26 protein-coding genes are annotated in these 26,267 nt (G+C 31.0%); 19 read left to right on the top strand and 7 right to left on the bottom strand.

Going from position 1 to position 26,267, the window contains the following annotated elements; genetic code table 11:
- The first annotated feature begins 450 nt into the window (after positions 1-450).
- From ACWA1B_RS18480 to ACWA1B_RS18400, 17 genes are all read left to right on the top strand, one after another.
- A complete protein-coding gene (locus ACWA1B_RS18480; RefSeq protein WP_456909453.1) occupies positions 451-795 on the top strand; it encodes a class I SAM-dependent methyltransferase in 345 nt (114 codons plus the stop codon).
- Positions 796-1,719 carry a glycosyltransferase family 2 protein gene (locus ACWA1B_RS18475; RefSeq protein WP_456909451.1) on the top strand — a complete coding sequence of 308 codons (924 nt, stop codon included), beginning with the start codon at positions 796-798 and terminating at the stop codon, positions 1,717-1,719. It abuts the gene before it with no gap.
- Between the two features lie 5 nt (positions 1,720-1,724).
- Complete coding sequence (locus tag ACWA1B_RS18470; protein ID WP_456909449.1) at positions 1,725-2,879, top strand: cytidylyltransferase domain-containing protein; 1,155 nt, start codon at positions 1,725-1,727, stop codon at positions 2,877-2,879.
- 61 nt (positions 2,880-2,940) lie between these two features.
- Positions 2,941-3,816, top strand: a complete 876-nt coding sequence (locus tag ACWA1B_RS18465; protein ID WP_456909447.1) for an N-acetylneuraminate synthase family protein — start codon at positions 2,941-2,943, stop codon at positions 3,814-3,816.
- Positions 3,817-3,840: 24 nt separating this feature from the next.
- Complete coding sequence (locus tag ACWA1B_RS18460) at positions 3,841-5,235, top strand: glycosyltransferase family protein (RefSeq protein WP_456909445.1); 1,395 nt, start codon at positions 3,841-3,843, stop codon at positions 5,233-5,235.
- Between the two features lie 12 nt (positions 5,236-5,247).
- Positions 5,248-6,321 (top strand): glycosyltransferase family 4 protein, encoded by a 1,074-nt coding sequence (locus ACWA1B_RS18455; protein ID WP_456909443.1) that lies wholly within the window; start codon positions 5,248-5,250, stop codon positions 6,319-6,321.
- Positions 6,322-6,349: 28 nt separating this feature from the next.
- Positions 6,350-7,783: an MBOAT family O-acyltransferase gene (locus tag ACWA1B_RS18450; protein WP_456909441.1), complete on the top strand. Its 1,434-nt coding sequence runs from the start codon at positions 6,350-6,352 to the stop codon at positions 7,781-7,783.
- Entirely contained in the window at positions 7,783-8,664 is an 882-nt protein-coding gene (locus ACWA1B_RS18445) for a hypothetical protein (protein WP_456909439.1), read from the top strand. The genes ACWA1B_RS18450 and ACWA1B_RS18445 overlap by 1 nt, the downstream gene beginning before the upstream one ends.
- Before the next feature lie 4 nt (positions 8,665-8,668).
- Positions 8,669-9,811, top strand: a complete 1,143-nt coding sequence (locus tag ACWA1B_RS18440; protein WP_456909437.1) for a glycosyltransferase family 4 protein — start codon at positions 8,669-8,671, stop codon at positions 9,809-9,811.
- Positions 9,812-9,823: 12 nt separating this feature from the next.
- The gene (locus ACWA1B_RS18435; protein ID WP_456909435.1) at positions 9,824-11,362 is read left to right on the top strand and encodes a glycosyltransferase family 2 protein; all 1,539 of its coding nucleotides are present in this window, start codon (positions 9,824-9,826) and stop codon (positions 11,360-11,362) included.
- Positions 11,363-11,365: 3 nt separating this feature from the next.
- Complete coding sequence (locus tag ACWA1B_RS18430; protein ID WP_456909433.1) at positions 11,366-12,367, top strand: glycosyltransferase family 2 protein; 1,002 nt, start codon at positions 11,366-11,368, stop codon at positions 12,365-12,367.
- Entirely contained in the window at positions 12,364-13,170 is an 807-nt protein-coding gene (locus ACWA1B_RS18425) for a class I SAM-dependent methyltransferase (RefSeq protein WP_456909431.1), read from the top strand. Before ACWA1B_RS18430 ends, ACWA1B_RS18425 begins: the two co-directional genes overlap by 4 nt.
- A 4-nt stretch (positions 13,171-13,174) precedes the next feature.
- Positions 13,175-13,729: a serine O-acetyltransferase gene (locus ACWA1B_RS18420; protein ID WP_456909429.1), complete on the top strand. Its 555-nt coding sequence runs from the start codon at positions 13,175-13,177 to the stop codon at positions 13,727-13,729.
- An 83-nt stretch (positions 13,730-13,812) separates the two neighbouring features.
- On the top strand, positions 13,813-14,838 hold the full coding sequence (locus ACWA1B_RS18415) for a glycosyltransferase (protein WP_456909427.1): 1,026 nt from the start codon (positions 13,813-13,815) through the stop codon (positions 14,836-14,838).
- 30 nt (positions 14,839-14,868) lie between these two features.
- Positions 14,869-15,918, top strand: coding sequence for a glycosyltransferase family 4 protein (locus tag ACWA1B_RS18410; protein ID WP_456909425.1), 1,050 nt, complete (start codon positions 14,869-14,871; stop codon positions 15,916-15,918).
- 368 nt (positions 15,919-16,286) lie between these two features.
- The gene (locus ACWA1B_RS18405) at positions 16,287-17,255 is read left to right on the top strand and encodes an O-antigen ligase family protein (protein WP_456909423.1); all 969 of its coding nucleotides are present in this window, start codon (positions 16,287-16,289) and stop codon (positions 17,253-17,255) included.
- A 74-nt stretch (positions 17,256-17,329) separates the two neighbouring features.
- The gene (locus ACWA1B_RS18400) at positions 17,330-18,721 is read left to right on the top strand and encodes a sugar transferase (protein ID WP_456909542.1); all 1,392 of its coding nucleotides are present in this window, start codon (positions 17,330-17,332) and stop codon (positions 18,719-18,721) included.
- Between the two features lie 3 nt (positions 18,722-18,724).
- On the opposite strand, the gene ACWA1B_RS18395 is transcribed toward ACWA1B_RS18400, so the two are convergent.
- Together ACWA1B_RS18395 and ACWA1B_RS18390 are read right to left on the bottom strand one after the other, a co-directional pair.
- Entirely contained in the window at positions 18,725-19,861 is a 1,137-nt protein-coding gene (locus ACWA1B_RS18395) for a lipoprotein N-acyltransferase Lnb domain-containing protein (RefSeq protein ID WP_456909421.1), read from the bottom strand.
- 39 nt (positions 19,862-19,900) lie between these two features.
- Positions 19,901-20,968: a putative type IX sorting system protein PorV2 gene (locus ACWA1B_RS18390; protein ID WP_256380880.1), complete on the bottom strand. Its 1,068-nt coding sequence runs from the start codon at positions 20,966-20,968 to the stop codon at positions 19,901-19,903.
- 247 nt (positions 20,969-21,215) lie between these two features.
- On the opposite strand from ACWA1B_RS18390, the gene ACWA1B_RS18385 reads away from it, so the two are divergent.
- The gene (locus ACWA1B_RS18385) at positions 21,216-21,932 is read left to right on the top strand and encodes a CDP-alcohol phosphatidyltransferase family protein (protein ID WP_456909419.1); all 717 of its coding nucleotides are present in this window, start codon (positions 21,216-21,218) and stop codon (positions 21,930-21,932) included.
- Between the two features lie 10 nt (positions 21,933-21,942).
- Complete coding sequence (locus ACWA1B_RS18380; RefSeq protein ID WP_456909417.1) at positions 21,943-22,797, top strand: glycoside hydrolase family 25 protein; 855 nt, start codon at positions 21,943-21,945, stop codon at positions 22,795-22,797.
- 18 nt (positions 22,798-22,815) lie between these two features.
- Here ACWA1B_RS18380 and ACWA1B_RS18375 read toward each other — a convergent pair whose 3' ends face one another.
- The 5 genes from ACWA1B_RS18375 to ACWA1B_RS18355 all read right to left on the bottom strand — a co-directional run bounded on the left by ACWA1B_RS18375 (position 22,816) and on the right by ACWA1B_RS18355 (position 26,190).
- A complete protein-coding gene (locus ACWA1B_RS18375; protein WP_456909415.1) occupies positions 22,816-23,034 on the bottom strand; it encodes a DUF5808 domain-containing protein in 219 nt (72 codons plus the stop codon).
- Positions 23,035-23,121: 87 nt separating this feature from the next.
- Complete coding sequence (gene lptB / locus ACWA1B_RS18370; RefSeq protein ID WP_012022391.1) at positions 23,122-23,862, bottom strand: LPS export ABC transporter ATP-binding protein; 741 nt, start codon at positions 23,860-23,862, stop codon at positions 23,122-23,124.
- A 204-nt stretch (positions 23,863-24,066) separates the two neighbouring features.
- On the bottom strand, positions 24,067-24,417 hold the full coding sequence (locus tag ACWA1B_RS18365; protein WP_035650271.1) for a carboxymuconolactone decarboxylase family protein: 351 nt from the start codon (positions 24,415-24,417) through the stop codon (positions 24,067-24,069).
- Positions 24,410-25,225 carry a twin-arginine translocase subunit TatC gene (tatC, locus tag ACWA1B_RS18360; protein WP_456909412.1) on the bottom strand — a complete coding sequence of 272 codons (816 nt, stop codon included), beginning with the start codon at positions 25,223-25,225 and terminating at the stop codon, positions 24,410-24,412. Before tatC ends, ACWA1B_RS18365 begins: the two co-directional genes overlap by 8 nt.
- Positions 25,225-26,190, bottom strand: a complete 966-nt coding sequence (locus tag ACWA1B_RS18355; protein WP_456909410.1) for a KpsF/GutQ family sugar-phosphate isomerase — start codon at positions 26,188-26,190, stop codon at positions 25,225-25,227. Before ACWA1B_RS18355 ends, tatC begins: the two co-directional genes overlap by 1 nt.
- Positions 26,191-26,267: the final 77 nt, after the last annotated feature.

The raw sequence follows: 26,267 nt of genomic DNA, 5'->3' as shown, positions 1-26,267 counted from the left end.
AAAAAGGGAAGTTTATCACTATAAAATTTTATAATAGTTGATAAGCAGTAAAAAGCGAATATAAAAAGGATGCATAAAATTGTTAAAAATGATAAAAAAAAATAAAAAATGTTGTAAAAGCAATTTATGCTAGTAAGAGGCTAAATGAAGAGTTGTTATGGGCAAATGTTTTTCATGATAGTATAAAAGAAACGTTGGTAGATAAGGTAGCTTTGAATATTGGAAGATGGGCTGGAAGTTATACCTTTTTTTATGTTTTGTTTAGAATTTTAAATGATTATAAACAAAAAAAAACATTAGAATTTGGTTTAGGAGAGTCTACAAAGCTGATCACTAAATATTGATTCAAACAAGGAGTTCAAAGATCATATAGTAATCGAGCACGACGAAAATTGGAAAAATATTTATTTGAATAATAATACTTTTTCGGATAGTTCAACTATGAAGATAATGCCTTTATTAGAGAAAACTTATAAAGGAGCAACCTATAAAAGTTATGATAACATAGAAAGTATTAAAGATATTTCTATTGATTTTTATTTGATAGATGGCCCTCATGGCTCTGAAAATTTTTCAAGGTTTGATATTTTTACAATTTTAAAAGACAAGACACCTTTGGATGATTTCATAATTTTGTTTGATGATTACAATAGATTTGGTGAGAAACAAACTGTTGATGAGGTTATTGAAATGCTAAAGAGTAAGGAAATAAAATTATTTACAAAATCATATACAGGTGTAAAATCTGTTTTTATTGTCGCAACTGAAAAATATAAATATGCAACAAGTTTTTAGATGGTATCTTTAATAATTCCTTTGTTTAATAGGGAAGATTTTATTTTGTCAACTCTTGAGAGTATAACACGTCAATCCGATTCTAATTGGGAGTGTATTATTATCGATGATGGTTCGACTGATAATAGCTTCAATGTTGTTTTGAATTACATAAAAAACGATTCTCGTTTTAGATTATACCATAGGCCCTCTAATTATAGCAAAGGAGCAAATGGTGCTCGAAATTTTGGCTTTCAACAATCAAAGGGAGATTATATTAATTTTATAGACAGCGATGATATTTTGCATCCTGATTTTGTAAAGTATAAATTAAAAGCAATTTCTGATAGCTCTGCAGATGTTGTACTATCAAAAACGATAATCACTTCATTAAATATTGAGGAAGTAATAAAATATGAAGATCGTACGCAACTAACGAGTTCTTTACTGGATGATTTTATTACTCTAAAAGTAAGTTGGTATATTGTTGATCCAGTATGGAAAAAACAATTTTTAATAGATAAAGAATTATTTAACGAAAATCTTTTAAAAGAACAAGATAGGGATTTTCATATTCGAATGTTATTAAAAAATCCAAAAATCCAAATATTAGATAAATATTTATATTACTACAGAACTAATCCTAAAAGTATTTCAAGCAATATGAGTGAAACTACAGCGCTTACAGTTTTAAAAGAAGGGATTAAAAGGAATACATTACTTTTGGGGAATAATATAAGCGATACGACTCAATTTTTTGTTTATAGACAAATGATAAGGCTGTATCCATTAGTTCGTAAATCTGAAAAAATACATAAGATATATTTTGAAGTAATATATAGGTTTTTTAAGTTTAGAAAAAGATATTTGATCATGAATATTAAGTTTTTTATCGCAATTATCTCTTTCAAAGTAATTGGTAAGGGAGAAAAAATATTGAAATAACTAGTATGAAAAAAACAGCTATCATTCCGTTACGGAAAGGATCGAAGGGAATACCAGGAAAAAATAAAAAGAAATTAGTTGGGCGCCCTTTGTTTTCTTGGGTGCTTTCAGAAGCTATTTTTTCTAATCTAGATGAAGTGTACGTGTTTACAGACGATGTCGAAATTATCAATTATGTTAATCGAGAATACGCTTGGACTCCAAAAGTGAAAACTGCTTTGCGTTCAGAAGAAAGTGCGACAGACACTGCCTCTACAGAAAGTGTAATGATTGAGTTTGTCGAAAATGTAACGGCCGATTTTGAAATTTTATGTTTGCTTCAGGCTACATCTCCTTTTACCCGAGCTACAGACATTAATGCTGTTTTGAAAGAAGTGATGGATGGTAAAGATGCAGCTTTAACGGTAGTAAATACACATCGTTTTACTTGGAATGCTGATGGAACGCCTCAAAATTATGATGTTTTTCAAAGACCGCGACGTCAAGATTTCGAAGGATTGTTAATTGAAAATGGTGCAATATATGTCACTACCAAAAAAGCTTTTTTAGAAACAAAAAATCGAGTGAGTGGAAGTATTGGCCTTGTACATATGTCTGAGGAAAGTTTGACTGAAATAGACTCAATGTCTGATTGGCTTATTGTCGAAAATTTGTTGATACAACGTTTGAAACGAGAAAAATCACAGCAACGTATTGACTATTTGGTTTTGGATGTAGACGGAGTTTTTACAGATGGGCGTGTGGCATACAATAAAAATGGTGAAGATTTTAAAGTATTTGACATGCGAGATGGTATGGGATTAGAAATATTAAGGCAAAATAACGTTAAGGTTATTGTTTTGACCTCAGAAGATTCTGAATTAGTAGCACAACGCATGCGAAAGTTGCAAATTGAAGATACTTTTTTAGCTGTAAAAGATAAATATAGTTTTTTACAAAATTATATGCAAATGCGAGGAATTACAAAAGGAGCATTAGCTTATGTAGGGGATGATGTAAACGATATGGCTAATATGTGCAGTGTAGGATGGTCATTTGCTCCTGCCAATGCCGTCGAGGCCATAAAACAGAACGCTGACTTAGTGTTAAACAATATTTCCGGTGCAGGAGCAATTAGAGAAGTATGCGAATGGATTATGAAATACAATGTCAGATATTAATTAGTTTTCTCATTAAAAAAACTAAAAATTTTGAATATTAAAATATAAATAAAAATAAGAAATGAAAAATTACAAAGCCCCATATGTAATTGCGGAAATTGGATGTAATCACAAAGGTGATATGAAGATTGCAAAAGAATTAATACGAATGGCGAAAATTTATTGTCAGGCCGATGCCGTAAAATTTCAAAAGCGAAATAATGTAGAATTATTAACTGAAGAACAATACAATGCTCCTCACCCTAATCCAGCAAATTCATATGGAGGAACTTATGGAGCGCACCGTGAATATTTAGAGTTCAATCTTGAACAGCATGCTGAGTTGAAAGAATACTGCGAATCTTTAGAAATTATATACTCTACTTCTGTATGGGATTTGACTTCTGCCAAGGAAATAGCTTCTTTAAAACCAGAGTTTATAAAAATTCCTTCGGCTTGCAATAATAACTATGAAATGCTGTCTTGGCTTTGTAATAACTATAAAGGTGAAATTCATATTTCCACAGGAATGACAACAAAATCTGAAGCAGATGATTTAGTTAACTTTTTTGTTGAAAGTAAACGTAATCAAGATTTAGTATTGTACAACTGTACTTCAGGTTATCCTGTTCCGTTTGAAGACGTGTGTTTATTGGATATTAATTTACTAAAGGCAAAATACGAAAATATTGTAAAACATATTGGTTTTTCTGGGCATCACTTAGGAATTGCAGTAGATGTAGCCGCTTATACTTTGGGAGCAAATATTATTGAAAGACATTATACTTTAGACAGAACTTGGAAAGGTACTGATCATGCAGCTTCATTAGAACCAGAAGGTTTGCGTAAGTTAGTTCGTGACTTAAAAGCTGTTAATAAAGCTTTAACATTTAAAACACAAGATGTTTTACCTATTGAACAAGTACAAAGAGAAAAATTAAAAAATAAGAAAGTTTAAGTTTTTATAGTTAAAGGTTTTATTATGTCTTCAAAAAAAATAATGGTTTTTTTGCCTGATGGAGGAGGATTAAGAAATTTCGTTTATTCTTCATTTAAAAAGGTAGGTAATAAATCGGGAATTGATTCAATTTATTGGAATGCCAGTAATTTTCCAATCAACGAAAAGTTCGGATTTGAAGAAGTAAAAATTCAAAACGGCAGAGTTTCCTCTTTTACACCTCTTTTTTTAAGAGCTAAAAAACATATCGAATTAAATCTTTGGAAAAAAAAATTTAATGATAAGATTTATAGTAAATATAAATTTCCATTAAGTTTTGAAGGGGTGAACAATTCAGTGAAGAGTTTTTTTATTATTTTCTTGATTCAGATTTATGCCTCAGAGAAAGGTTTAGCTCGATTAAGAAAAAAAATTAAGGAGCAGGAACGAAAAAATCCACGTTATAAAAGTTGCAAGGAACAATTATTAGAAAACAAACCTCAAATTGTATTTTGTTCTAATCAAAGAAATTCGCAAGCTATTAGTGTAATTTTGGCAGCAAGAGATTTAGGAATAAAGACTGTTTGTTTTATACAATCCTGGGATAATGTTCCTAAGGCAATGAATGTTTATGAGGCTGATTATTATATCGTGTGGAGTGACTTAATGAAAAATGAGTTGCTACAGTATTATCCGACAATAGTAGAAAACCAGATTTTTGTCACGGGGACTCCTCAATTTGAACCCCATTTTGATGAAACTTTAGCTTTGTCTAGAGAGGCATTCTTTAAAGTGCATGGTCTGGATCTGACTAAAAAATATATTTGTTATTCTGGAGATGATTTTACTACTTCTCCGTTGGATCAGTATTATTTAGAAGATTTAATTAATGCAGTAAGAAGTTTAAATTTAGAAGGAGAAAACTTAGGAGTTATTTATAGAAGATGTCCTTTTGATGTTTCTGATAGATATGATCTTGTTTTAGATCAAAATAAAGATGTAGTAACCGAAATTTATCCATTGTGGGAAAAGATTGGTGGTGCAGGGGATTTAATGCCTCTTCCAGAAGATGCGCAATTGCTCTATAATATTTGCGAGCATAGTGAAATGGTTGTAAACATTTGTTCGACTACTATTTTTGATTTTGTAATGCATAATAAACCATGCATTTATTTAAATTATGAACAGCCACAATTAAAAAAAGGAATTCGAGATATTGGCCAAAATTATGAGTATGTTCATTTTAGGTCAATGCCCAGTAAGGAAGCCGCTGTTTTTTGTGCTAATAAAAAACAACTAAAAGAACTAGTGAAGAAAGTTATTAATAACGAAATTTCTAACGTAGCAGAGTGTAAAACTTGGCTTTCTTTAGTGGCTGGTGAAGAGCCTTCACTGGCATCAGAAAAAATCTGGAAAGTTTTTAATCAATTGATCTCATAGTTATTAATTACAATGTTTCAAAGAATCGCAATTATCTGCAATTACAAATTGCTTCCTGAAAGAGTTGGAGGAATGGACTATTTTTTTTGGCAGTTTGATAAAAAATGCAAAGAAAATGATATTGAAGTTGACTGGTTTTTTCCAAATAGCTCAGATCATGGAAATTATTCAGAATTGAAAATTTATAGTTCTGAAACTAATATAGAAAATGGTTTTCTAAAATTTCTTGAAGAGAACAAAACAGAGTATTCTCACATCATTACTCATTTTGTAGAATTGTGTACTCCTTTTTTCAAGAAAGCAAAACAACTTTCGAAAGCAGAAATTATTGCAATTGATCATAATCCAAGACCTTTAAACGGATATTCATTTAAGAAAAGAATAAATAAAAAATTAAAGGGAATACTTTTTTCAAAATATATAAATCTGTTCATTGGAGTTTCTGATTATACGGTAAATGAGATTTTGAAAGATTTTGGTTCACATTTAAAATCCAAAACTAAAACAATTTATAATGGAGTTGTTGTAGATGAAATTTTAGTCAAAGATAATAGAAGCATGTCTAGGCCAACTTTTTTAGTAGCTTCGCATCTTAGAGAATCTAAAGGAATACAGGATTTAATTGTGTCTGTTTCGTTTCTTCCAAATGAAATAAAAGAAGAAATTAAGATTGATATTTATGGCGACGGGCCTTATAAAAATCAGCTGATAAAGAAAATTGAAGAACATTCACTTCAAAATTGTTTTGATTTTAAAGGAAGCAAACCCAATTTAAATGAGATTTTTTTTCAGTACGATTATATGTTGCAACCCACACATATGGAATGTTTTAGTTTGTCTATTTTAGAAAGCTTGGCAGCAAATGTTCCAGTTATAACCACTAATGTTGGAGGAAATGTAGAGGTTATAAAAAATGCTGAGAACGGATATATTTTTGAAGCCAAAGATATAATGGCTCTAACTAAAACCCTTGAAGATATTTACTTAGGAGACAAAAAGATATTGATTAATACGCGGGAATTAATTTGCAATTCCTTTTCTTTGCCGAAAATGGTAAATGACCATTTTAAACTGTTTTACAAATAGATAAGTTTGCAATTTCATAAATAAATAAATGTTTTTCAATTCATTAGCATTTGCTATTTTTCTACCAATCGTTTTTTTCTTGTATTGGTTTGTTTTTAATAAAACTAAAAGCACGCAAAATGCTTTATTAATTGTAGCGAGTTATTATTTTTATTCCTGCTGGGACTGGAGGTTTTTGTTTTTGCTCGTTTTTTCTACATTTCTTGATTATTATACAGGAATCCAAATTGAAAAAGGAAAATCTGAAAACAGTCGTAAATTCTGGTTTTGGTTAAGTATAATAGTTAATCTTGGTTTTTTAGGCATTTTTAAATACTATAATTTTTTCGCTGCCTCTTTTTCAGATTTGCTAAATACAATTGGATTTAAGGCGAGTCCAATTTTACTTAAAGTTATTCTTCCTGTCGGAATTTCATTCTATACTTTTCATGGACTTTCTTATGTTATCGATATCTATTATAAACGAATTAAAGCCGAGTATAATTTTGTTGATTATTCGCTATTCGTGAGTTATTTTCCGCTTCTTGTAGCTGGTCCAATCGAAAGGGCAACACATTTGCTTCCTCAGGTAAAAGTAAAACGAGAGTTTGATTTTCAAATCGCAAAAGAGGGTGTATATCAAATTATTTGGGGTTTAGTCAAAAAAGTTGTTATTGCAGACACCTGTGCAACTTATGCCAATGCTATTTTTGATAATTATACCGCAATGAATTCATTTTCATTAATTCTAGGTGCCGTTTATTTTGCATTTCAAATTTACGGAGATTTTTCAGGTTACTCTGATATTGCTTTAGGAGTTTCAAAACTCTTTGGTTTAGATTTATTACGTAATTTCAATTATCCCTATTTTTCTCGTGATATTGCCGAGTTTTGGCGTCGCTGGCATATTTCGCTCTCCTCTTGGTTTCGAGATTATCTATACATTCCATTAGGAGGAAGTAAAGGAGGACTTTGGATGAAAATTAGAAATACATTCATCATTTTCCTGGTAAGCGGATTTTGGCATGGAGCAAATTGGACTTATGTAGTTTGGGGATTTATTAATGCTGTTTATTTTTTGCCTTTGCTTTTATCAAATAGTAATCGAAACAATATGGATGATATTCAATTAAAATTTGATTTTGATTCTATAAAAGTATTGTTTAGCATTTTATATACGTTTTCATTAACATGTATTGCTTGGATTTTTTTCAGAGCAAAAACAATTACAGAAGCACTTTTGTATATAAAGCGAATTTTTGTTAACCACGAATTTAGAATTCAGTTTTTAGCAAATGACCGAAGTAATTATGAATTAATAATAATGATATTTTTATTTGCTTTAATTGAATGGAATAATCGTAATAGGATTGAGCCATTTTCAGGAAAAAGAAGTATGCTGAAAGTTAGCTTGGCAATTGTAGCAATTATGGCTTTAGGGACTTTTTCGGATTATAAGGAATTTATATATTTTCAATTTTAATGAAACGTTTTTTAATTTTTGTAGGCAAAATTTTTGTTCTGACTTTTTTGTTGGCTGTTATTTTAGATGGGATTTATACAGCTGTCTTCTTACAATCCAGAAATAGAGGAAAAATAGAAACTGTTTTTAATTCAAATGCTGAAAAATATGATGTTGTTTTTTTGGGAACATCAAGAGCACATAATCATTTTGTTGCTCAAATGTTTGAAGATAAGGGATTAAAAACATTTAATTATGGAATAAGTGCCGGGCATATGTTTGAAACTTCATTGCTTTTAAAACTAATGCTCGACAGAAAATATATCATAAAAAATGTAATTCTTGAAGCAGATTTAAGCCTTGCAAATGATCAACAATCAGAAGGTATTTCATGTCGTTTTCTACCATATATTCATAATTCTGAGGTTATAAAAAAGCATTTCGAATCTACAGAACTGTTCAATGAATTATATTATATCCCATTTTACAGATATATTAAATATGAAACTAAAATTGGATTTAGAGAAGTTTTTTATGCTGCAGTTCATAAAAAAACAAACGTTTTAGATAATCTAGGATTCTATCCATTAAAAAAACACAAAAATGGCAATATGAAAAACAATATTGTCAATTTAAATCCGATTCCACATAACAAATATTACGAAGAAATTAAGAAAGTATGTAAAGAAAATAACATAAATCTTATTACCGTAATGACACCAATGTGTGAAAATGTTGTAGGGATGAATTATTTTGAGAAGATAAAGAAAGCATATCCAGAAATTCATAATTATGAAAATGTTGTTGTTGAAGATATGTATTTTTCTTCCTGCGGGCATATGACTGATGAAGGGGCAAAACTTTTTACAGCAAGAATTTTAAAAGATTTTTTCAATAAATAGAAACATGAAAATAGCCTTTTTGACACCAGAATATCCGCATGCCAAAACTGGTAATTCAGGAGGTATTGGTACAAGTATAAAAAATTTAGCAATTGGACTTCTAGAGCAGGGAGTTTCAGTTCGAGTTCTTATATATGGTCAAAAAGTAGATGCAGTTTTTGAAGACAATGGTATTATTATTCAGCAAATAAAAAATATAAAGTTCAAAGGGGTTTCTTGGCTCTTAACAAGAAAAAAAATCCAAAGAATTATTAATAAATTATATTCTAATAAAGAAATTGATTTAGTCGAAGCACCAGACTGGACAGGAATTACTTCATTCATAAAACCTGATAAATGTCCAATAATTGTAAGGTTGCACGGCTCGGATGCCTATTTTTGTGATTTAGATAATCGTCCTGTAAAATGGATAAATAAGTTTCATGAAAAGAGAGCAATTCAAAAAGCAGATGGCTTGTTGTCTGTAAGTCAATTTGCAGCAGACAAAACAAATGCTGTTTTTGGCTTAAATAAGAAGTTTGAAGTAATTCAAAATCTTATAAATATTGAATTGTTTAAAAAAGATAAAAATAAGCAAACCAAACTAAATATTTTATATTTCGGCAGTCTTATTCGAAAAAAGGGGCTATTAGAATTGCCTTTTATTTTTAATAAAGTTATTGAAAAACATCCTAGTACAAAACTTATTTTAGTAGGCAAAGATGTTCCAGATATTATATCTGGAAATTTATCTACTTGGAAAATGATGCACCATCTTTTTTCTGAACCGGCATTAAAAAATGTAGAATATTTTGGGAGTGTTCCGTACGAAGAAATAAAACAAAAAATTCAGGAATCAAAAATTTGTGTCTTTCCTTCTTTTGCTGAAGCTTTTCCAGTTTCTTGGTTAGAAGCAATGGCAATGGAAAAGCCAATTGTGGCTTCGAATATTGGCTGGGCAAATGAAATGATAGATGAAGGAACAAATGGATTCTTGGTTCATCCAAAAGATCATGATTTGTATGCTCAAAGAATTATTGCGTTTTTAGATAATGAAAAACTTTGTTCTGAATTAGGAAAAGCGGCAAGGAAAAAAGTTCAAGAAGTTTTTGATATAAAAGTTCTGGCAAAAAGAAATATTGAGTTTTATAAAAAAATGAAAGTATAATTAACATTAATAATGATACTAAAGGAATTTATTACAAGTACTGGCGAAATTATACTTTATAATGGCTGCCCTGATTTTGAGAAATTAGAAATCTTAGTTTCTGGTGCAGGAGATATTTGGCATAGTTCATTTGAACAAGGATATAAAAATGCTTTTCCAGAATTAGTTTATCAGACTGCTATTTTTTTTATATTTATTAATGATTTTGATAATCTTGACGAATGTATAAGCTGGAGAGTTAATCCAAATCAATTTGCAGTTCGTAAATCTATTTGGGAACAATTAAATGGTTTTGATACAGAATACCAAAATGTTCACTTGCAGGCATTAGATTTTGGATATAATGCTTTGCGTAATTCTGCAGCAATTCCACTATATATAAAGGGACTTTTTCGAGAAAATTTCCAAGAAAAAATAAATATTTCTACAAAAGATAGATATGTTTTTTTTCGAAAAAATTTCAAAATAGATCACTCTGTTTTTATGTTATATAGAAAAGGGTTTTGGAAATGGAAAGAATGGAGTGCCTTTTTCTATGCAAAGAAAAATTTCAAATTAGGAGTAAAAAAGCCTTTGATAAAACCTCGAACATTATTACCTGTTGAGGGAAAGCCAACTGTGAGCTATATTATCCCTACAATGATGCGTCAAGATTTTACTTTGCAGTTATTGCAGGATTTAGCAGTCCAAAGCTATCCTCTTTCTCAAGTTGTCATTGTTGATGCAACTCCGGAAAGTACAAGAGATGAAATGTTATATGAGTCACAGAATTTTCCTTTTGAACTAATTGTAAAATGGCAAGAAACTAAAGGAAGTTGCAGAGCGAGAAATGAAGCTATTGAATTGTGTACGGGTGATTATATAGTTTTTGGAGATGATGATGTTAGAGTGCTTCCTGATTTTATCGAAAATCATTTAAAAATACTACAGACATATAAAGCTGGTGCTTGCAATGGATTAGACATTCAAGCGGATAATCAACAGCAAACTTTGATAGATTTACAGGAAAAATTGGAAAAAGTAGATAAAATTAGATGGAAATCTGGAGTGAGTTCTAATTTTAGTAATGCAAATTCTTGCGTTAGAACCGAATGTGTTAAAAAATTAATAGGAAATGATATTAATTTTGATGGAGGTTACGGAGAAGACAGCGATTTTGGATTGTCATTATTCAAGTTAGGACAAATTGTTCTTTATAATCCTTTTTCAGCTAATTTGCATTTGAAACCGCCTGTAGGAGGATATCGATTTTGGGGCAGTCAAGCCAAAATTTTGGGAAAGAAAAGAAAAATACAACCTTGGGAATTAGATATTCCCGTAAAATTTATTCGACCTGTGCCAAGCCCTACTATTATGTACGGTATAGTTAAGCATTTTAGCAAACAACAGGTATTGGAATATAAGTATAAGTACTTCTTTTTATATCTTTTTAAAGGATCAAAAAAAGGATTTATATATCGTTTATTAAGAATGCCGTACAAAAATCTTCAGTTTAAAAAATCACTTTTTTACGCTAAAAGATTAAATAATTTAGGGATAAGACATAAATAGAATATGAAATTTTCTTTAATTATTTGTACTTATATGAGGCCTGAACCATTGCTAAAATTATTGCAATCGGTTAAAAAACAGACATTGTATCCCGATGAAATTTTAATTATTGATGGATCTTTGAATAATGAAACGAAAACTATTTTAGAAGGTAATCATTTCAAAAACCTTAACTATTTTTTAGTTAATGATGAAAGTCGTGGTTTGACAAAGCAACGGAATTTTGGAATTAAAAATGTAGGACAGAACATTGAAATAGTTTGTTTTTTAGATGATGATACTATTTTAGAGCCAGATTATTTTTTTGAAACAATAAAGACATTTGAATTGAATAATGATATTTCAGGCGTTGGTGGAGTTGCAGTTAATGAAAATAAATGGAAGCTTAAAGAAGAAAATATAATATACAATAAGAATAAATTTTATTTGTTTGAATGTTATTATTATAAGGAAGGATTAAGAAATATTGCACGAAATATTTTTGGTCTTGAATCTAATTTAGGCCCAGGAAAAATGCCTTCATATTCGCACGGAAGGACCTGTGGATTTCCATTAACTGGAAAAACATATGAGGTAGACTTACTGATTGGAATGTCAATGTCATTTCGAAAAAGTGTTTTTGATAAAATTAATTTTTCAGTTTTTTTTGAAGGATATGGTTTGTATGAAGATGCAGATTTTAGTTTGAGAGCTTTACAATTTGGCAAAAATGTAATAAATACGAATGTAAAATTAGAACATTATCACGCTCCGTCTGGGAGACCTAACCAATACAAATATGGAAAAATGGTTGTGAGAAATGGCTGGTTCGTGTGGAGAGTAAAAAATCCAAATCCAAGTTTTAAAGATCGTTTTAAATGGAATTCAATAACCATTTTACTGACAGTAATAAGATTTAGTAATGTCTTAAGTGGAAATAATAAAAAAGAGGCTTTTACAGAAGCAATGGGAAGAACACTAGGCTGGTGGAGTTTATTGTTCAATAAGCCAAAAAATGAAAAATGAAAACGAAAGAAACAATTTTAGAAACAAATGTAAAGCAAAAGGAATTTTACAATAGTAAAAAGAAAAATTTTGCTACCACTATTTGGTCAAAGATCAGAAACGGTGCTCTAAACCGGATTAAAAAAAATATTGGTGTTCAGAATCAGTCTTATGTTTTGCATAAAGAATGGTTTGGCGATTTATCTTCAAAAAAAGTTTTAGATTTAGGCTGTTTTTCGGGGAATTACTGGTCAATGTATTTGGCAGAAAACGCAAAAGAATATTTAGGAATTGATTTAAGCGATGTTGCAATTGCAAAGTTGAGCGAAAGGATTAAGCATTTGCCAAACGCACAAGCTAAAGCAATTGATTTTTTATCAGATGATTTTACAGCTAGCAATTTTGATTTAATATATGCGTATGGAGTATTACATCATTTTGAAAATACATCTCTTTTAATAGAAAAGTTAAATGAGAAGTTGGCTCCTGAAGGAGAAATCATTAGTTATGACCCACTTGAAACGAGTTTTCCAGTGAAGGTTTTGCGAACATTATACAGACCTTTTCAATCGGATGCAGCTTGGGAATGGCCATTTACAAAGAAAACATTTTATTTGTTTCAAAATTCCTTTACTATTTTAGAAAGAAGAGGATTGCTAGGTAAATCCAAATGGATTGCCTTCGTAAATATACTGCCAATTTCATCTAAAAGAAAAAATGAAATTGGACTAAAATGGCACAGTCAGGATTGGAATAACTCTAAAACATCAGATTCAGTTTTGTTTAGCTGTATGCATGTAACAATGTTGATGAAAAAAAAATAATTCAATGAACGTATTTCAGTTAATAGCTTCAGATTATAAAAAACATCAGAAATATGGTGGTCACTTTTTTACTATAGTTTTTCTAACGCAAGGTTTCTGGGCTATATTTCAATACAGAATTGCACATTTGATTCATAAAAAAATAACATGGAAATTCTTTAGATTTCCGTTATTGGGTTTTGTTTTATTATGGCAAAAAAATATTGAAATTTTTACTGGGATTTCGATTCCCTATGCTGCAAAAATTGGACATTCTTTTTATATTGGTCATTTTGGTGGAATTATTATAAATGCTAATGCTGTAATTGGCGATAATTGTAATATTTCGCAAGGTGTAACAATTGGAGTTTCAGGTGTAAATGAAAATAGAGGTACACCTATTCTGGGAAACGAGGTATACATTGGAGCTAATTCAGTTGTTGCGGGTAAAATTAATTTAGGAAATAATGTCGTAGTAGGAGCCTGTTCAATGGTAAAAGATTCGTTTTCTGATAATTCAATTGTCATGGGTGTTCCAGCAGTTTTAATTTCTCAAAATGGTTCAAAAGGATATATCTAATGAAATTGTTAGTTGTTTCAAACGCTCCTATTATTTATAAAACCGATAAAGCTTTTGCGTATAGTCCGTACGTTAAGGAATTAATGGTTTGGGAAAAATATGCTGATATTGTTTTTTGCTGTCCGGTTTGGAAAAACGATAGAGGTCTTCTTATTACCGAAATAGCATTTAATATTAGCAAACATTATCAACTATTTGACACAAATCTTAAATCATTAAAGGAGATTGTAAAAACATTTTTTTTTAGTTTTTACAATTTTTTTATACTGCTTAAAGCGATGAATAATGCTGACCATATTCATCTTCGTTGCCCAGGTAATATTGGTTTATTAGGATGTGTAGCACAGATTTTCTTTCCAAATAAAAAGAAAACTGCTAAATATGCAGGTAATTGGGACTCAGAAAGTAAACAGCCGTTATCGTATCGTTTGCAAAAGTGGATATTGAACAATACTTTATTAACTAAAAACATGCAAGTATTAGTTTATGGAGACTGGCCAAATCAATCTAAAAATATAAAACCATTTTTTACTGCAACATATTTAGAAGCAGAGAAAGAAATTATTTCAAAAAGTGGAATGGATGAAAAAGCTGAATTTATTTTTGTTGGAAGTTTAGTTTCAGGGAAAAATCCGCTTTATGCTATAAAATTGGTTCAAGAGCTTATAAAAGAGGGAATAAATGCAACTTTGAATTTGTATGGAAATGGCGTCGAAAAGAATAATTTAGAATTTTATCTTAAAGAAAATAATTTAGAAAATTCTATTGTTTTACACGGAAATCAAAATAAAGAGACAGTGAAAAAAGCGTATCAAAAAAGTCATTTTGTTATATTGCCCTCAAAAAGTGAAGGATGGCCAAAAGCAATTGCTGAGGGTATGTTTTGGGGTTGTGTTCCTATTGCTACTAAAGTTTCGTGTGTACCATTTATGCTTGATTATGGGAATAGGGGGATTTTATTAGAGATGAATTTAGAAAAAGATTTGATTCAGTTAAATAATCTTTTTACAAACAATGATAAATTTATAGCTAAGAGTAAATTAGCCCAAGAATGGTCTCAAAATTATACGACTGATTTTTTTGAGAATGAAATTAAAAATTTACTTTAAATAATGCGGATTGTACAAATAATTGATTCTTTGAATGCAGGTGGAGCTGAGCGTATGGCGGTCAATTACGCAAATGCGCTGTCAACAAAAATTGAATTTTCTGGCTTGATTGCAACGCGTAAAGAAGGTGGGCTAAAGGAAAAACTTAATATAAATGTCGATTATCTGTTTCTGCAGAAAAAAAGAAGTTTTGATTTACTGTCAATTTTCCGACTTAGAAAATATCTAGTCAAAAATCACATTGAAATTGTACATGCGCATAGCTCTTCATTTTTTATTGCAGTTTTGGTAAAATTAACATTGCCAAAATTAAAAATTGTATGGCATGATCATTATGGAAAAAGAGCAAATGAATTAGCTAAGGAGAATAAAGTCTTAATCTTTCTCTCTATTTTTTTTTCTTCTATTTTGGTTGTGAATTTTCGGTTAAAGGAATGGAGTCAAAAATACATGAAATGTTCTAACATACATTTTATGCCTAATTTCACTTCAATAAACTGTCATTATTCTTCATCTACAAAATTAAAAGGAATAAAGTGCAAGCGAATTGTATTTTTGGCTAATTTAAAAAATCCTAAAAATCATATTCTAATTCTTAAGGCATTTTCAGATTTAAAGTTAAATGAATTAGATTGGAGTCTGCATTTGATTGGAAAAGATTATTTTGATGACTATTCGCAAGCTTTAAAAGATTATATAAAATTAAACTTGCTTGAAAATCATATATTTTTGTATGGTGAAAGAAATGATGTAGAACATATTTTATCACAAGCAGATTTAGGCGTATTATCTTCAACAGAAGAGGGATTTCCCGTTACTATATTAGAATACGGTCTTCAAGCTTTACCCGTTGTTTCTACAAATGCAGGTTATTGTTCTTTTGTTGTCAAAAATGAAATTAACGGATTATTATTTAACCCATCTTCAGTAAAAGAAGCATCTGAGCAAATATTGAAGATGACTAAAAATGTTGAATTTAGAGAAAAAATGGGTAAAAATCTTAAACAGTTTGTTGTAGAGAATTACTCAGAAGATGTTGTTGTAGAAAAATTAATTTCGGTATACCAATTAAATTATTAATGAAAAACACTAAACTTTCTTATACTATTCTCATTGTAATTCATGCATTAATTGCTTTCACAGTTTTTGTTTTGCCGTTCCTTTCTAAAGTATATGCTTTTTTAATTCCTCTATTTGGTATTTATTTGGTGATTAAAACTAAAAACCGTCATAATGAAGTATTCCTAGTTTGCGCATATTTAGTTGGTGCAGAGGTTTTTTTGCGTATGACGGGAGGTAATTTTAATAACGAATATGTAAAATTTAATCTTATTTTTTTCATGTTTTTGGGCATGATTTATAGCAGTTTTTCGGGCTCTTCTTTTATTTATTGGTTTTTCTTGGTTTTGCTTATCCCAAGTATTTTGGTGACAGCATCAGTAGACCAAATGGATATTGATATCAAAAAAATGTTATTTTTTAATTTGTCAGGACCTGTCTGTTTAGGAATTTGCTCTATTTATATGTTTTCAAGACGGATTCAATTTTATCAAGTGCAGAATATTCTATTGTTGATGGGGTTACCAATTTTAACCACCACAGTCTATTTATTTTTATATAATCCGAGTGTCAGAGACGTAGTGACCAGCACAGGTTCAAATTTTGAAACTTCTGGAGGATTTGGGCCAAATCAGGTTGCAACAATTTTGGGTTTAGGAATCTTTATATTTTTTACGCAACTTGTATTGTTTTCAAAATCGATCAAGGAGATTATTTTGAATGGATGCTTATTGGTGTTTGTGAGTTACCGCGGAGTTGTAACTTTTTCTCGAGGTGGGATTATAACAGGAATTATTATGATTGTTTTTCTTTTGTTTTTTTTATATAAGTTTTCAAATGCAAAAGGAAAAACAAAATTTAGTTTTGTACTTATTTTAACAGGGTTAATGGGTATTGGAATTTGGACGTATAGCTCCATTCAGACAAGTGGTCTTATTGAAAAACGTTATGCAAACAAAGATGCCCTTGGACGAGTAAAAAAAAGTGCTCTTAGTGGAAGAGAAGAAATTATGGATTCAGAAATAAAGCTTTTTTTAGATAATTCTATATTAGGTGTTGGTGTGGGAATGGGTAAAGAAATACGAAAAGAATCCGGCGATGTAATTGCCTCACACAATGAAATAACCCGAATGCTGGCAGAACATGGAATGTTTGGTATTTTTGGACTTTTAATATTATTTATTACACCATTAGTTCTGTTTACTAATAACAGGCAACATCTTTATTGTTTGCCTTTTTATCTCTTTTGGTTATTAACCATAAATCATGCTGCAATGCGAATCGCCGCACCTGCATTTGTTTATGCCTTATCGCTGCTTTCAGTGAGAATTACAATGCCGGAAAAAGCTGAAAATTAAGACAGTTAATTATAATTTTTTTATAATACATTTGTGTCGAAGAAAAAGTCCCCAAACTTTAAAACTTACGACTGATTATGACTACTAAAAAAATGCATTTCGAGATTTCGGAACGGAAAATACTATTGCTTGCGTGTGATGTTGCTTTTGTTTTTACCGGTTTATATGTATTACACTATATATTTGATAATCGGTATTATGTTTTAGATTGGGATCATTTTTACAGGCCAATTTTACTTATTACTTATACTATTGTTTTTGGAGCAATTTTTGAAATATATAATCTTCAGGTTGCCAGTAATCAGTTTCAAATACTTCGAAACGTTGTTTTGACAGTTACCGCAGCAATTATTTTATATTTATTTACTCCTATTTTATCACCTGAACTTCCAAAAAAGCGTCTCGTTATTTTGGTTTTCTACTTTACCGTTTTTGGCTCGTTGCTGGTTTGGCGTTTTTTTTATGCCATTTTCCTAGCTTCATATCGTTTTTCTCAGAATGTCGTTTTAATATGTGGCCAGGATCAGGTTGAAGAATTGGTTCTAGGTCTTGAAAACGTTGATCCACATTATAAAATAATCGGTTTTGTTAATTCAAATTCAGTTTCTGATGAAAGCAATGAGTTTAATTATGTGAAAGAAATCAAAAAACATGATTTAGAGGATTTTGTAATGCATCATAATGTTTCTGAGATTGTGATTGCAGCCCAAAAAACAGATGGAATTACACCTGATTTGTATCAGCAACTTCTTCATTTGTTAGAATCTGGAAATATCATAAAAGAATATACCCATGTGTATGAAAGTAAGACACAGCGTATTCCTGTACATTACATAGAACGTGATTTCTATCGTTTTTTTCCATTTAGCCGTAGTAATAGTAATAAATTGTATTTGATTTTAGTTCGTTTAATAGAATGTGCTCTTTCGCTTATTGGTTTAGCGTTTTGCGTTCTGTTTATTCCTGTAATTTTTATTGGAAATTTAATAGCCAATAAGGGAAGTTTGTTTTATACACAAGAACGTGTCGGTAAAAATGGTGTTGTTTTTAAGATTTACAAGTTCAGGACAATGATTGAAAATACAGATGTCAATGGTCCGTTTGCACAGTCAAATGATAAGCGGGTTACTCCTTTTGGAAAATTCATGCGTAAATCAAGATTAGATGAATTGCCACAGTTTTTTAATATTCTGATTGGCGACATGGGTGTTATCGGGCCTCGACCTGAACGTCCTTATTTTGTTACTGAAATTGCTAAAATAATGCCTTTTTATGAAACGCGTCACGTTATAAAGCCCGGTTTGACAGGATGGGCTCAGGTAAATTATTCATACGGTGAATCGATTGATGAAAGTTTGATAAAACTTCAGTATGATTTATATTATATAAAACATAGAAGTATTTTTCTGGATTTAAGCATTACCTTCAAAACCATTACAACTGTTTTATTCTACCGAGGACAATAGTTTTTAGATAATAATTGGAATGCGCTTTTTGTTTCTTAGAGCTACTCTGACTAAAACAAATCCGCTTGTAATAATCATTGGCAAGACAATAAAAAAGTGCGCTTTGTTGATTAAAAATAAGGTGTAAATCAGTAAAAACATCAAATGTAAAACGGCAAAACGATACGTCCATCTTTTGTTTTTTAGAATTGAGAAAACAATCAAAATCAACAATAGCGGACTAAATAAAAGTACATTGTAATTCATTGCCAGTTCATGGTGAAAAGAATAAAATCCAATGGCAACAAAAAAGATGCCCATTAAAGATAAAATCAAAAGATAGATTTTGTCAATTATTTTATTTTTTGCCAAAACGACAAAGGCTAATATAATAAGATAAGTGTAAACATTATTCCACCATGATGTTGGTGTTTCTTTTTCAAAACTTAAAAGTGTTTGGCTTTCTTTTGCTAGAGGATGATTTTGAAAAGTAGTTTTAGCTAAACTGTTTTTAAGTTCAAAAGGCAAAAATATTTTCGTTCCGAGTTGATCTACTTTGGTTCCAAAAATAATGCTGGTTCCTAATTTATCATAAAAATGACCGTCAAAATAGGGGAATAAAATAGAGCGGTACGTAATATCAGTATCACCTTTTTTAGTGATTACATTTTGGTTTAATGATTTATTGATTACTTCAACAACCATAGAAGTGCAGTTTTTGTCAATAAACTTATATGTATAGTAACGATCTTCTGATGACAAAGTAGCATTTAAGTTGTCAAAAAGCCTTTGTTTTAAGTTTTGTGGAATAATTAATTCTTGTTCAAAAACACTTCTTTTTTCATAATTGTATTCATTCATAAAATCGATAAAAGAATGAACAATGACGAAATACTGTAAATCTCCTTTTGCAAATTTGGCAACAAAATTTGGGGTTCTAAAATCAAAAGCGCCATAATTATAAACTACATCAATATTGTTTGCCGGATCTGTAACACGAATGGCTGTGTGACCAAAATAAGAATACGTTTCATTTCCTAAACCGCAAGTAATCACACTTATTCGGGCATCATTTGATAAAGACAAATTTTGGCTGAAACCAATAAAATTCAATAATAATAGTAAACAAAAAAGTGTTTTTTTGAAAATGACATTTTTCATGATTTAAAATTTTTAAGAAGTTTAATGGTTTTGTAAATATTATCTAAAGATACCTAAATCTACTTTTAATGAAAAAATATTAGAATAAAGTGCAGCACTTTGGTTTCCTAAATCGGTCAAAGCATAATCAACCTGAATTCCTTTGTATTTGAAACCAAGTCCAATATTAGGCTGGAAATTTACTTTTTCGGTATTGTCTAATTGCATTACATTCTGAAAATTTCCTGCGCCAGCTCTCAAGAAAACAAGATCAGTATAACCAAATTCAAAACCAATTGCGGGATCAATACTTACGGCTTTTGAAGAAATAATATCGTTTGTCTGCTCAAATCGCATATTCAAATTTACAGCAGTCAAAAGACTGTAATCATTATGGAAATCAAATTTTCGTGAAACTCCTAATTGTGCTTTTGGCAAAGTAATTTCTGTACTTTCGGGCAATTCGTTGTTTTCTCCCGGAATTGCATTGGCGATTTTGGCATATTCTTCTTCGTCGATATTCCAAATATTATAAGTGGTGGTAATGTCGCGAAGCATCAATCCGAATTTCCAATCGTTGCGTTCAAATTGTAAACCGACATCAAAACCAAATCCCCACGAATTGGCAAATTTTCCAATAATTCGTCGGATCACTTTTGCATTTACGCCATATTGAAAACCTTCTACAGGCAATTTTCTTGCATAAGAAAAGGTAAAACCATAATCAGCAGTCGAAAATAAGTTGATTCGGTTATAATCTATATTTCCTTCGCTGTCTATTAATTGGGTAGTGTCCATGATATCATCAACACCAAAACGAATCATCGAAATTCCCCAGGCACTTCGGTCATCAATCGGACTTGCGTATCCAATAAAATCGTACTGTGCAATATTGGCGAAATAATTCGCATGCATTAGTGAAATTTGATGATCTTCAAGATTGGTCAAACCTGCTGGATTCCAATAAACGGCGTTGACATCGTTTGTTGAAGCAACAACGGCGCTCGACATTCCTAATGCCGCGGCGTCAACACCAATATTCATAAACTCGTTCGAATATTTCCGAACGGTTTGTGCATACTGTGCAGCAAAATTCCAAAATAATAAAAACGTAAAAAGTTTTTTCAACGGTTATTTATTTGCAGACTGAGACCTGTTTTAAATTTTCACCAAAAATAGAATATTTTACTCAGCTAATTTCTGTCCTTCTGATAAATATCGAAAAGTTGTAATTTTAAACTTTATTTTTAACGGACTTGTTTTTTTTGGGTATAAGTAATTTGTAACAAATTGTGAAAATTATTTATACAAATCATGTCGATGTCATTTTATTTTATCCGAAATTTGTTCCTTACCATTATCAAAATTTACAAAGATGAATATTAAAAAACACATTCCTAATTTAATCACTTTAATAAACCTTTTCTGTGGCTGTGTAGCCGTTGTTTTTATTTCTGAAGCCAAATATGAAATGGCTTTTTATATGGTTTGTCTAGGAATCTTTTTTGATTTTTTTGATGGTTTTTTCGCCAGATTATTTAAAGTTTCAAGTCCGCTTGGTCTGCAGTTGGATTCTTTGGCAGATATGGTTACCAGTGGTGTTGCGCCAGGTTACGTAATGTACACGATGTTTGCTAATAGTGGTCATCAGTTAGGAACAAACGAATTTATTCCTCTTTTGGGATTCATAATTACTTTGGGTTCTTGTTATCGTTTGGCCAATTTTAATATTGATACACGTCAGACGGATTCATTTATTGGATTGCCAACGCCTGCAAATGCGCTCTTTATAATTAGTTTGAAAGTAGTTCTGGATATTTATGCAGGTTCATCACTTTTACTGTTGGAAATTTTAACCAATGAGTGGATTTTATTAGCAATTACTTTGTGCAGTGCTTATATTTTAAATGCTGAAATTCCGCTTTTTGCTTTAAAAATTAAAAAATTTACTTTCAAGGATAATGTATTGCAGATTGTATTTTTAGCAATTTCTTTCGTTTTGCTTTTATTGCTTCAATTTGGTGCTATTCCTGTTATTATTGCTTTTTATGTATTGCTGTCAATCATAAACAATATGTTTTTGAAAAAGTAGTTGTATCCGAATGGCAAGAAAAACAACTTATCGCAAAACCTATGCAAGAAAACCGGCTGGAAGATCTTTTTTCAGTAAGTTAATCCGTTTTATCGTGTTTGCTTTTTTGGCAGTGCTTTTCATTGGCACAATTTACCATTATCGAGCCGGATTAGCGTATTATCTCGGATTCAGATCAGGTAAGGTTTTAGATGAAAATGAGGTAGACAAACACCTTTCTGATGTTCGAAATATTCGTGTTCTCGAAAATCACAAAGGAAAAGTTGTCGGATTTGATGTGTCTGAATTTCAAGGAAAAGTCGATTGGGAAGAAGTTGAGATTTTGGATGAAAAATATCCAGTCCAGTTTGTTTTTATACGTGCAACTGCCGGAAATGATTATGTGGACAGACAATTTCAACGAAATTGGGAAGGTGCAAAAGAAAATAAAATTATGCGTGGCGCTTATCATTATTATCGTCCAAATGAAAATTCAATTGAACAGGCGAATCTTTTTATTAAAACGGTAAAATTGAAGAAAGGTGATCTTCCGCCAGTGTTAGATATTGAAAAATTGCCAAAAAATCAGCCTTTAGATAGTTTGAAAAAAGGTTTGAAACGTTGGTTGACTAAAGTCGAAAAACATTATCAGGTTCGCCCAATAATTTATTCGGGAGAAAGATATTATACTGATTTTCTAAAAGAAGAATTTGGCGAATATTTATTCTGGATTGCCAATTACAATTTCTACAGAGAAAAAATTGAAGATGATTGGCTGTTTTGGCAATTTACAGAAAAAGCTTCTCTACCGGGAATTGAACATCGCGTAGATGTGAATATTTACAACGGCGATTTAGAGCAATTACAGTTTATTACAGTAGAATAATTTTTTCAAAACTTATATCTATTTCGATAGAACTAAAATTAAAATTATTACAAAAGGCAATAGAAGCATTACAGAATATGGATTGGCAAAATTTATAGTATAACCCATCCATTCAATTCTTTTTGGAGGCATTAATCGTTTGTCTTTTGGATTATAATAAAAACAGCCTAAAAACCAATTACTTGGGTCTTTGTGCCAATTGTCGTAATCTTCCTGAGTTGGTTTTTCTGATTTCATTTGAGAATTTTCTGTGAAATATAATCGGTAAAAAAAAATGGTAAAAAGTAATTTGCATTTTACTTTTTACCATTCACATATAATTTTTTAAAACTCAAGTTTCTTTTTACGAAGTTCGAAGTTTTGTCCAAGATAAACACGGCGAACCATTTCATCTTCTACCAATTCTTCTGGAACTCCGGCTTTCAGGATTCCTCCTTCAAACATTAAGTATGTTTTATCAGTAATTGCTAAAGTTTCCTGGACGTTGTGATCGGTGATCAAAATTCCGATATTTTTATTTTTTAATTGTGCTACAATTCGCTGAATATCCTCAACAGCGACCGGGTCAACTCCGGCGAAAGGCTCATCCAATAAAATAAATTTTGGATCTGTTGCCAAAGCTCGTGCAATCTCGGTACGACGACGTTCACCTCCAGAAAGTAAATCGCCTCGGTTGGTACGAATATGTTCTAAACTGAATTCTTCAATTAAACTTTCCATTTTAGCAATCTGAGCTTCTTTTGAAAGTTTAGTTAATTGTAAAACGCTCAAGATATTGTCTTCAATACTTAATTTTCTAAAAACTGAAGCTTCTTGTGCCAAATAACCAATTCCTTGTTGTGCACGCTTGTACATTGGGTAATCGGTAATATTCAAATCATCGAGATAAATATTCCCTTGATTTGGTTTTACCAATCCAACAATCATATAGAAAGAAGTGGTTTTTCCAGCACCATTCGGACCCAAAAGTCCCACAATTTCTCCTTGATTTACTTCAACAGAAATTCCTTTTACAACACTTCGCCCTTTGTATGTTTTGATTAAATTATCGGCTCTTAGCTTCATTTTTTTAATTAGATAATTAGATAATTTGAAAATGAGATAATTGAAAAACTAACTCAATTTTTAATTTTAAAATTTGTTTGAAGAGGCAAATTAAAAGGAAAATAATCAATCAGATAAATGAATTAACAAATTATTGCGTTTTCAAAATCAGATATTTACATTTTTAAGGTAATTATCTAATTATCTAATTGACACATTTTCTAATTATTTCCCAGCTTCTTCAAGTGCTTCCCAGAATTCGTAAGCTCTTCTTAAATGCGGAATTACAATTGTTCCGCCAACAAGAGTTGCGATTCCCATTGCTTCCATCATTTCTTCCTTAGAAATACCTTCTTTGTAGCTGGTTTCTAAATGGTATTTTACACAGTCGTCACAACGCAAAACTGCTGATGCAACTAAGCCTAAAAGTTCTTTTGTTTTTACGTCAAGTGCTCCTGGAGCGTATGCGTTTGTGTCAAGGTTGAAAATTCGCTTTACAATTTTGTTATTGTCAGCTAGTAATTTTTCGTTCATTTTAGAACGATAGTCGTTAAATTCTTGTACGATATCAGACATTTTCTTTCATTTTATTTCTATAAACAATCTTCGAAATAAGGATACTCACCTCATAGATAATCAACATCGGAATTGCCACAATTGTTTGGCTTACTACATCCGGTGGTGTTACGATTGCAGCGATAATTAAAATAATTACTACTGCATATTTCCAGTATTTTCTTAAGAAAGTTGGTGTAACTAATCCTAACTTGGTTAAGAAATAAATAGCAATTGGAAGTTCAAAAAAGATCGCACTCCCGAGAATACTCGTTTTGACCATTCCCATATATGATTCCAGCGTAAATTGGTTTTTTACAATGTCACTCACCGAGAAAGTGGCAACGAAATTCACCGACATCGGGATTACGACAAAATACCCAAACAATACGCCTAAAAAGAAAAGTAATGATGAAACGAAGATGAATAGTTTCGCATTTTTTCTTTCTTTCTCATATAGCGCCGGACTGATAAATTTCCAGATTTCCCATAAAATATAAGGAAAACTCAATATGAAACCTGCCAGAAGGCACATCCATACAAAGATATTTACCTGACCTTCCATTTCGGTATTTTGAATAATGAAATTCAGCTCCGTAATACAAATGCTGTCTGCAAATCCCAATGAATGTGATAAGTCACAAAACCAAACATACGTAAAGAATGTTGGTCTAATTGGGCCTAAAATAATTTGATCAAATAAATAATCACTAATAAAATAAGTAACAAATGCCATAATGCATGTTGCAAGTGTACTTCTAACTAATAACCATCTTAGTTCTTCAAGATGATCTAAAAATGACATCTCGCCTAGGTTTTTCTTTGCCATTATACGATTCCTTCTTTTAAAATGTCATGTAAATGTAATACTCCTTTATATTCGCCGTTGTCGGCAACGATTAGCTGTGTGATAGAAAAATCTTCTAGAATATTCAAGGCATCAACAGCCATTGTTTCTGATGAAACTAATTTTGGGTTTTTAGACATAATATCTTTTGCTGTCAAATCAGCGATAGAATCTCTGTCGTTTAGCATTCTTCGGATATCCCCATCCGTTATAATTCCAACAATTTTGTCGTTCTCAATGACGGCAGTAACGCCTAATCTTTTTTCTGAAATTTCAAAAATAGCCTTTTTGATTGAGGTCTCAGGCGTAACCATTGGTTTTAGTGAATGCTCAATCATGTCTTTTACCTTAAGCAATAATTTTTTGCCTAAAGCGCCTCCCGGATGATAAACTGCAAAATCTTCAGGTTTAAAATCGCGCATTTCCATTAAACATACTGCTAGTGCATCTCCCATCACTAGTTGAGCTGTAGTGCTGTTTGTTGGCGCAAGATTGATTGGGCAAGCTTCCATTTCAACAGTGGTGTTGAGAACAAAATCAGATCCTTTTGCCAGAAATGAAGTTATATTTCCTGTTATCGCAATTAGAGTATTTCCAAAACGTTTTAATAAAGGAACCAAGACCTTAATTTCGGGACTGTTTCCACTTTTTGAAATACAGATTATAATATCGTCATTCTGAATCATTCCTAAGTCACCGTGAATGGCTTCTGAAGCATGTAAAAACATTGATGGAGTTCCGGTAGAGTTAAAAGTAGCAACCATTTTTTGCGCAATAATGGCGCTTTTTCCGATTCCTGTAACGATCAAACGGCCTTTGCATTCATAAATACGCTGTACCGCTTCGTAGAAATTTTCGTCAAGAAAATCAATTAATTTTGTAATTGCCTCACTTTCAGATAGTATGGTTTTTTTGGCGATTGCCAATATATTTTCTTTTGTGATCAAAACAGAATATTTAAAATTTGTATGTATAAAAGAAAGTTGTATCTTTATGTGTTGCAAATTTATACAAAAATATCCAT

Source organism: Flavobacterium xizangense (genome assembly GCF_054075145.1).
The sequence above is the reverse complement of the archived record's forward strand: the minus strand, read 5'-3'. Positions and strand labels throughout refer to the sequence as shown.

Excerpts from the sequence above, each read along its gene's own strand:
- ACWA1B_RS18420 (WP_456909429.1), top strand. The coding sequence starts at position 13,175 with ATGAACGTATTTCAGTTAATAGCTTCAGATTATAAAAAACATCAGAAA.
- ACWA1B_RS18450 (WP_456909441.1), top strand. The coding sequence starts at position 6,350 with ATGTTTTTCAATTCATTAGCATTTGCTATTTTTCTACCAATCGTTTTT.
- ACWA1B_RS18395 (WP_456909421.1), bottom strand. The coding sequence starts at position 19,861 with ATGAAAAATGTCATTTTCAAAAAAACACTTTTTTGTTTACTATTATTA.
- ACWA1B_RS18470 (WP_456909449.1), top strand. The coding sequence starts at position 1,725 with ATGAAAAAAACAGCTATCATTCCGTTACGGAAAGGATCGAAGGGAATA.
- tatC (WP_456909412.1), bottom strand. The coding sequence starts at position 25,225 with ATGGCAAAGAAAAACCTAGGCGAGATGTCATTTTTAGATCATCTTGAA.
- ACWA1B_RS18405 (WP_456909423.1), top strand. The coding sequence starts at position 16,287 with ATGGATATTGATATCAAAAAAATGTTATTTTTTAATTTGTCAGGACCT.
- ACWA1B_RS18445 (WP_456909439.1), top strand. The coding sequence starts at position 7,783 with ATGAAACGTTTTTTAATTTTTGTAGGCAAAATTTTTGTTCTGACTTTT.
- ACWA1B_RS18475 (WP_456909451.1), top strand. The coding sequence starts at position 796 with ATGGTATCTTTAATAATTCCTTTGTTTAATAGGGAAGATTTTATTTTG.
- ACWA1B_RS18415 (WP_456909427.1), top strand. The coding sequence starts at position 13,813 with ATGGTTTGGGAAAAATATGCTGATATTGTTTTTTGCTGTCCGGTTTGG.
- ACWA1B_RS18430 (WP_456909433.1), top strand. The coding sequence starts at position 11,366 with ATGAAATTTTCTTTAATTATTTGTACTTATATGAGGCCTGAACCATTG.
- ACWA1B_RS18365 (WP_035650271.1), bottom strand. The coding sequence starts at position 24,417 with ATGTCTGATATCGTACAAGAATTTAACGACTATCGTTCTAAAATGAAC.
- ACWA1B_RS18440 (WP_456909437.1), top strand. The coding sequence starts at position 8,669 with ATGAAAATAGCCTTTTTGACACCAGAATATCCGCATGCCAAAACTGGT.
- lptB (WP_012022391.1), bottom strand. The coding sequence starts at position 23,862 with ATGAAGCTAAGAGCCGATAATTTAATCAAAACATACAAAGGGCGAAGT.
- ACWA1B_RS18385 (WP_456909419.1), top strand. The coding sequence starts at position 21,216 with ATGAATATTAAAAAACACATTCCTAATTTAATCACTTTAATAAACCTT.
- ACWA1B_RS18455 (WP_456909443.1), top strand. The coding sequence starts at position 5,248 with ATGTTTCAAAGAATCGCAATTATCTGCAATTACAAATTGCTTCCTGAA.
- ACWA1B_RS18435 (WP_456909435.1), top strand. The coding sequence starts at position 9,824 with ATGATACTAAAGGAATTTATTACAAGTACTGGCGAAATTATACTTTAT.
- ACWA1B_RS18460 (WP_456909445.1), top strand. The coding sequence starts at position 3,841 with ATGTCTTCAAAAAAAATAATGGTTTTTTTGCCTGATGGAGGAGGATTA.
- ACWA1B_RS18480 (WP_456909453.1), top strand. The coding sequence starts at position 451 with ATGCCTTTATTAGAGAAAACTTATAAAGGAGCAACCTATAAAAGTTAT.
- ACWA1B_RS18375 (WP_456909415.1), bottom strand. The coding sequence starts at position 23,034 with ATGAAATCAGAAAAACCAACTCAGGAAGATTACGACAATTGGCACAAA.
- ACWA1B_RS18465 (WP_456909447.1), top strand. The coding sequence starts at position 2,941 with ATGAAAAATTACAAAGCCCCATATGTAATTGCGGAAATTGGATGTAAT.
- ACWA1B_RS18425 (WP_456909431.1), top strand. The coding sequence starts at position 12,364 with ATGAAAACGAAAGAAACAATTTTAGAAACAAATGTAAAGCAAAAGGAA.
- ACWA1B_RS18380 (WP_456909417.1), top strand. The coding sequence starts at position 21,943 with ATGGCAAGAAAAACAACTTATCGCAAAACCTATGCAAGAAAACCGGCT.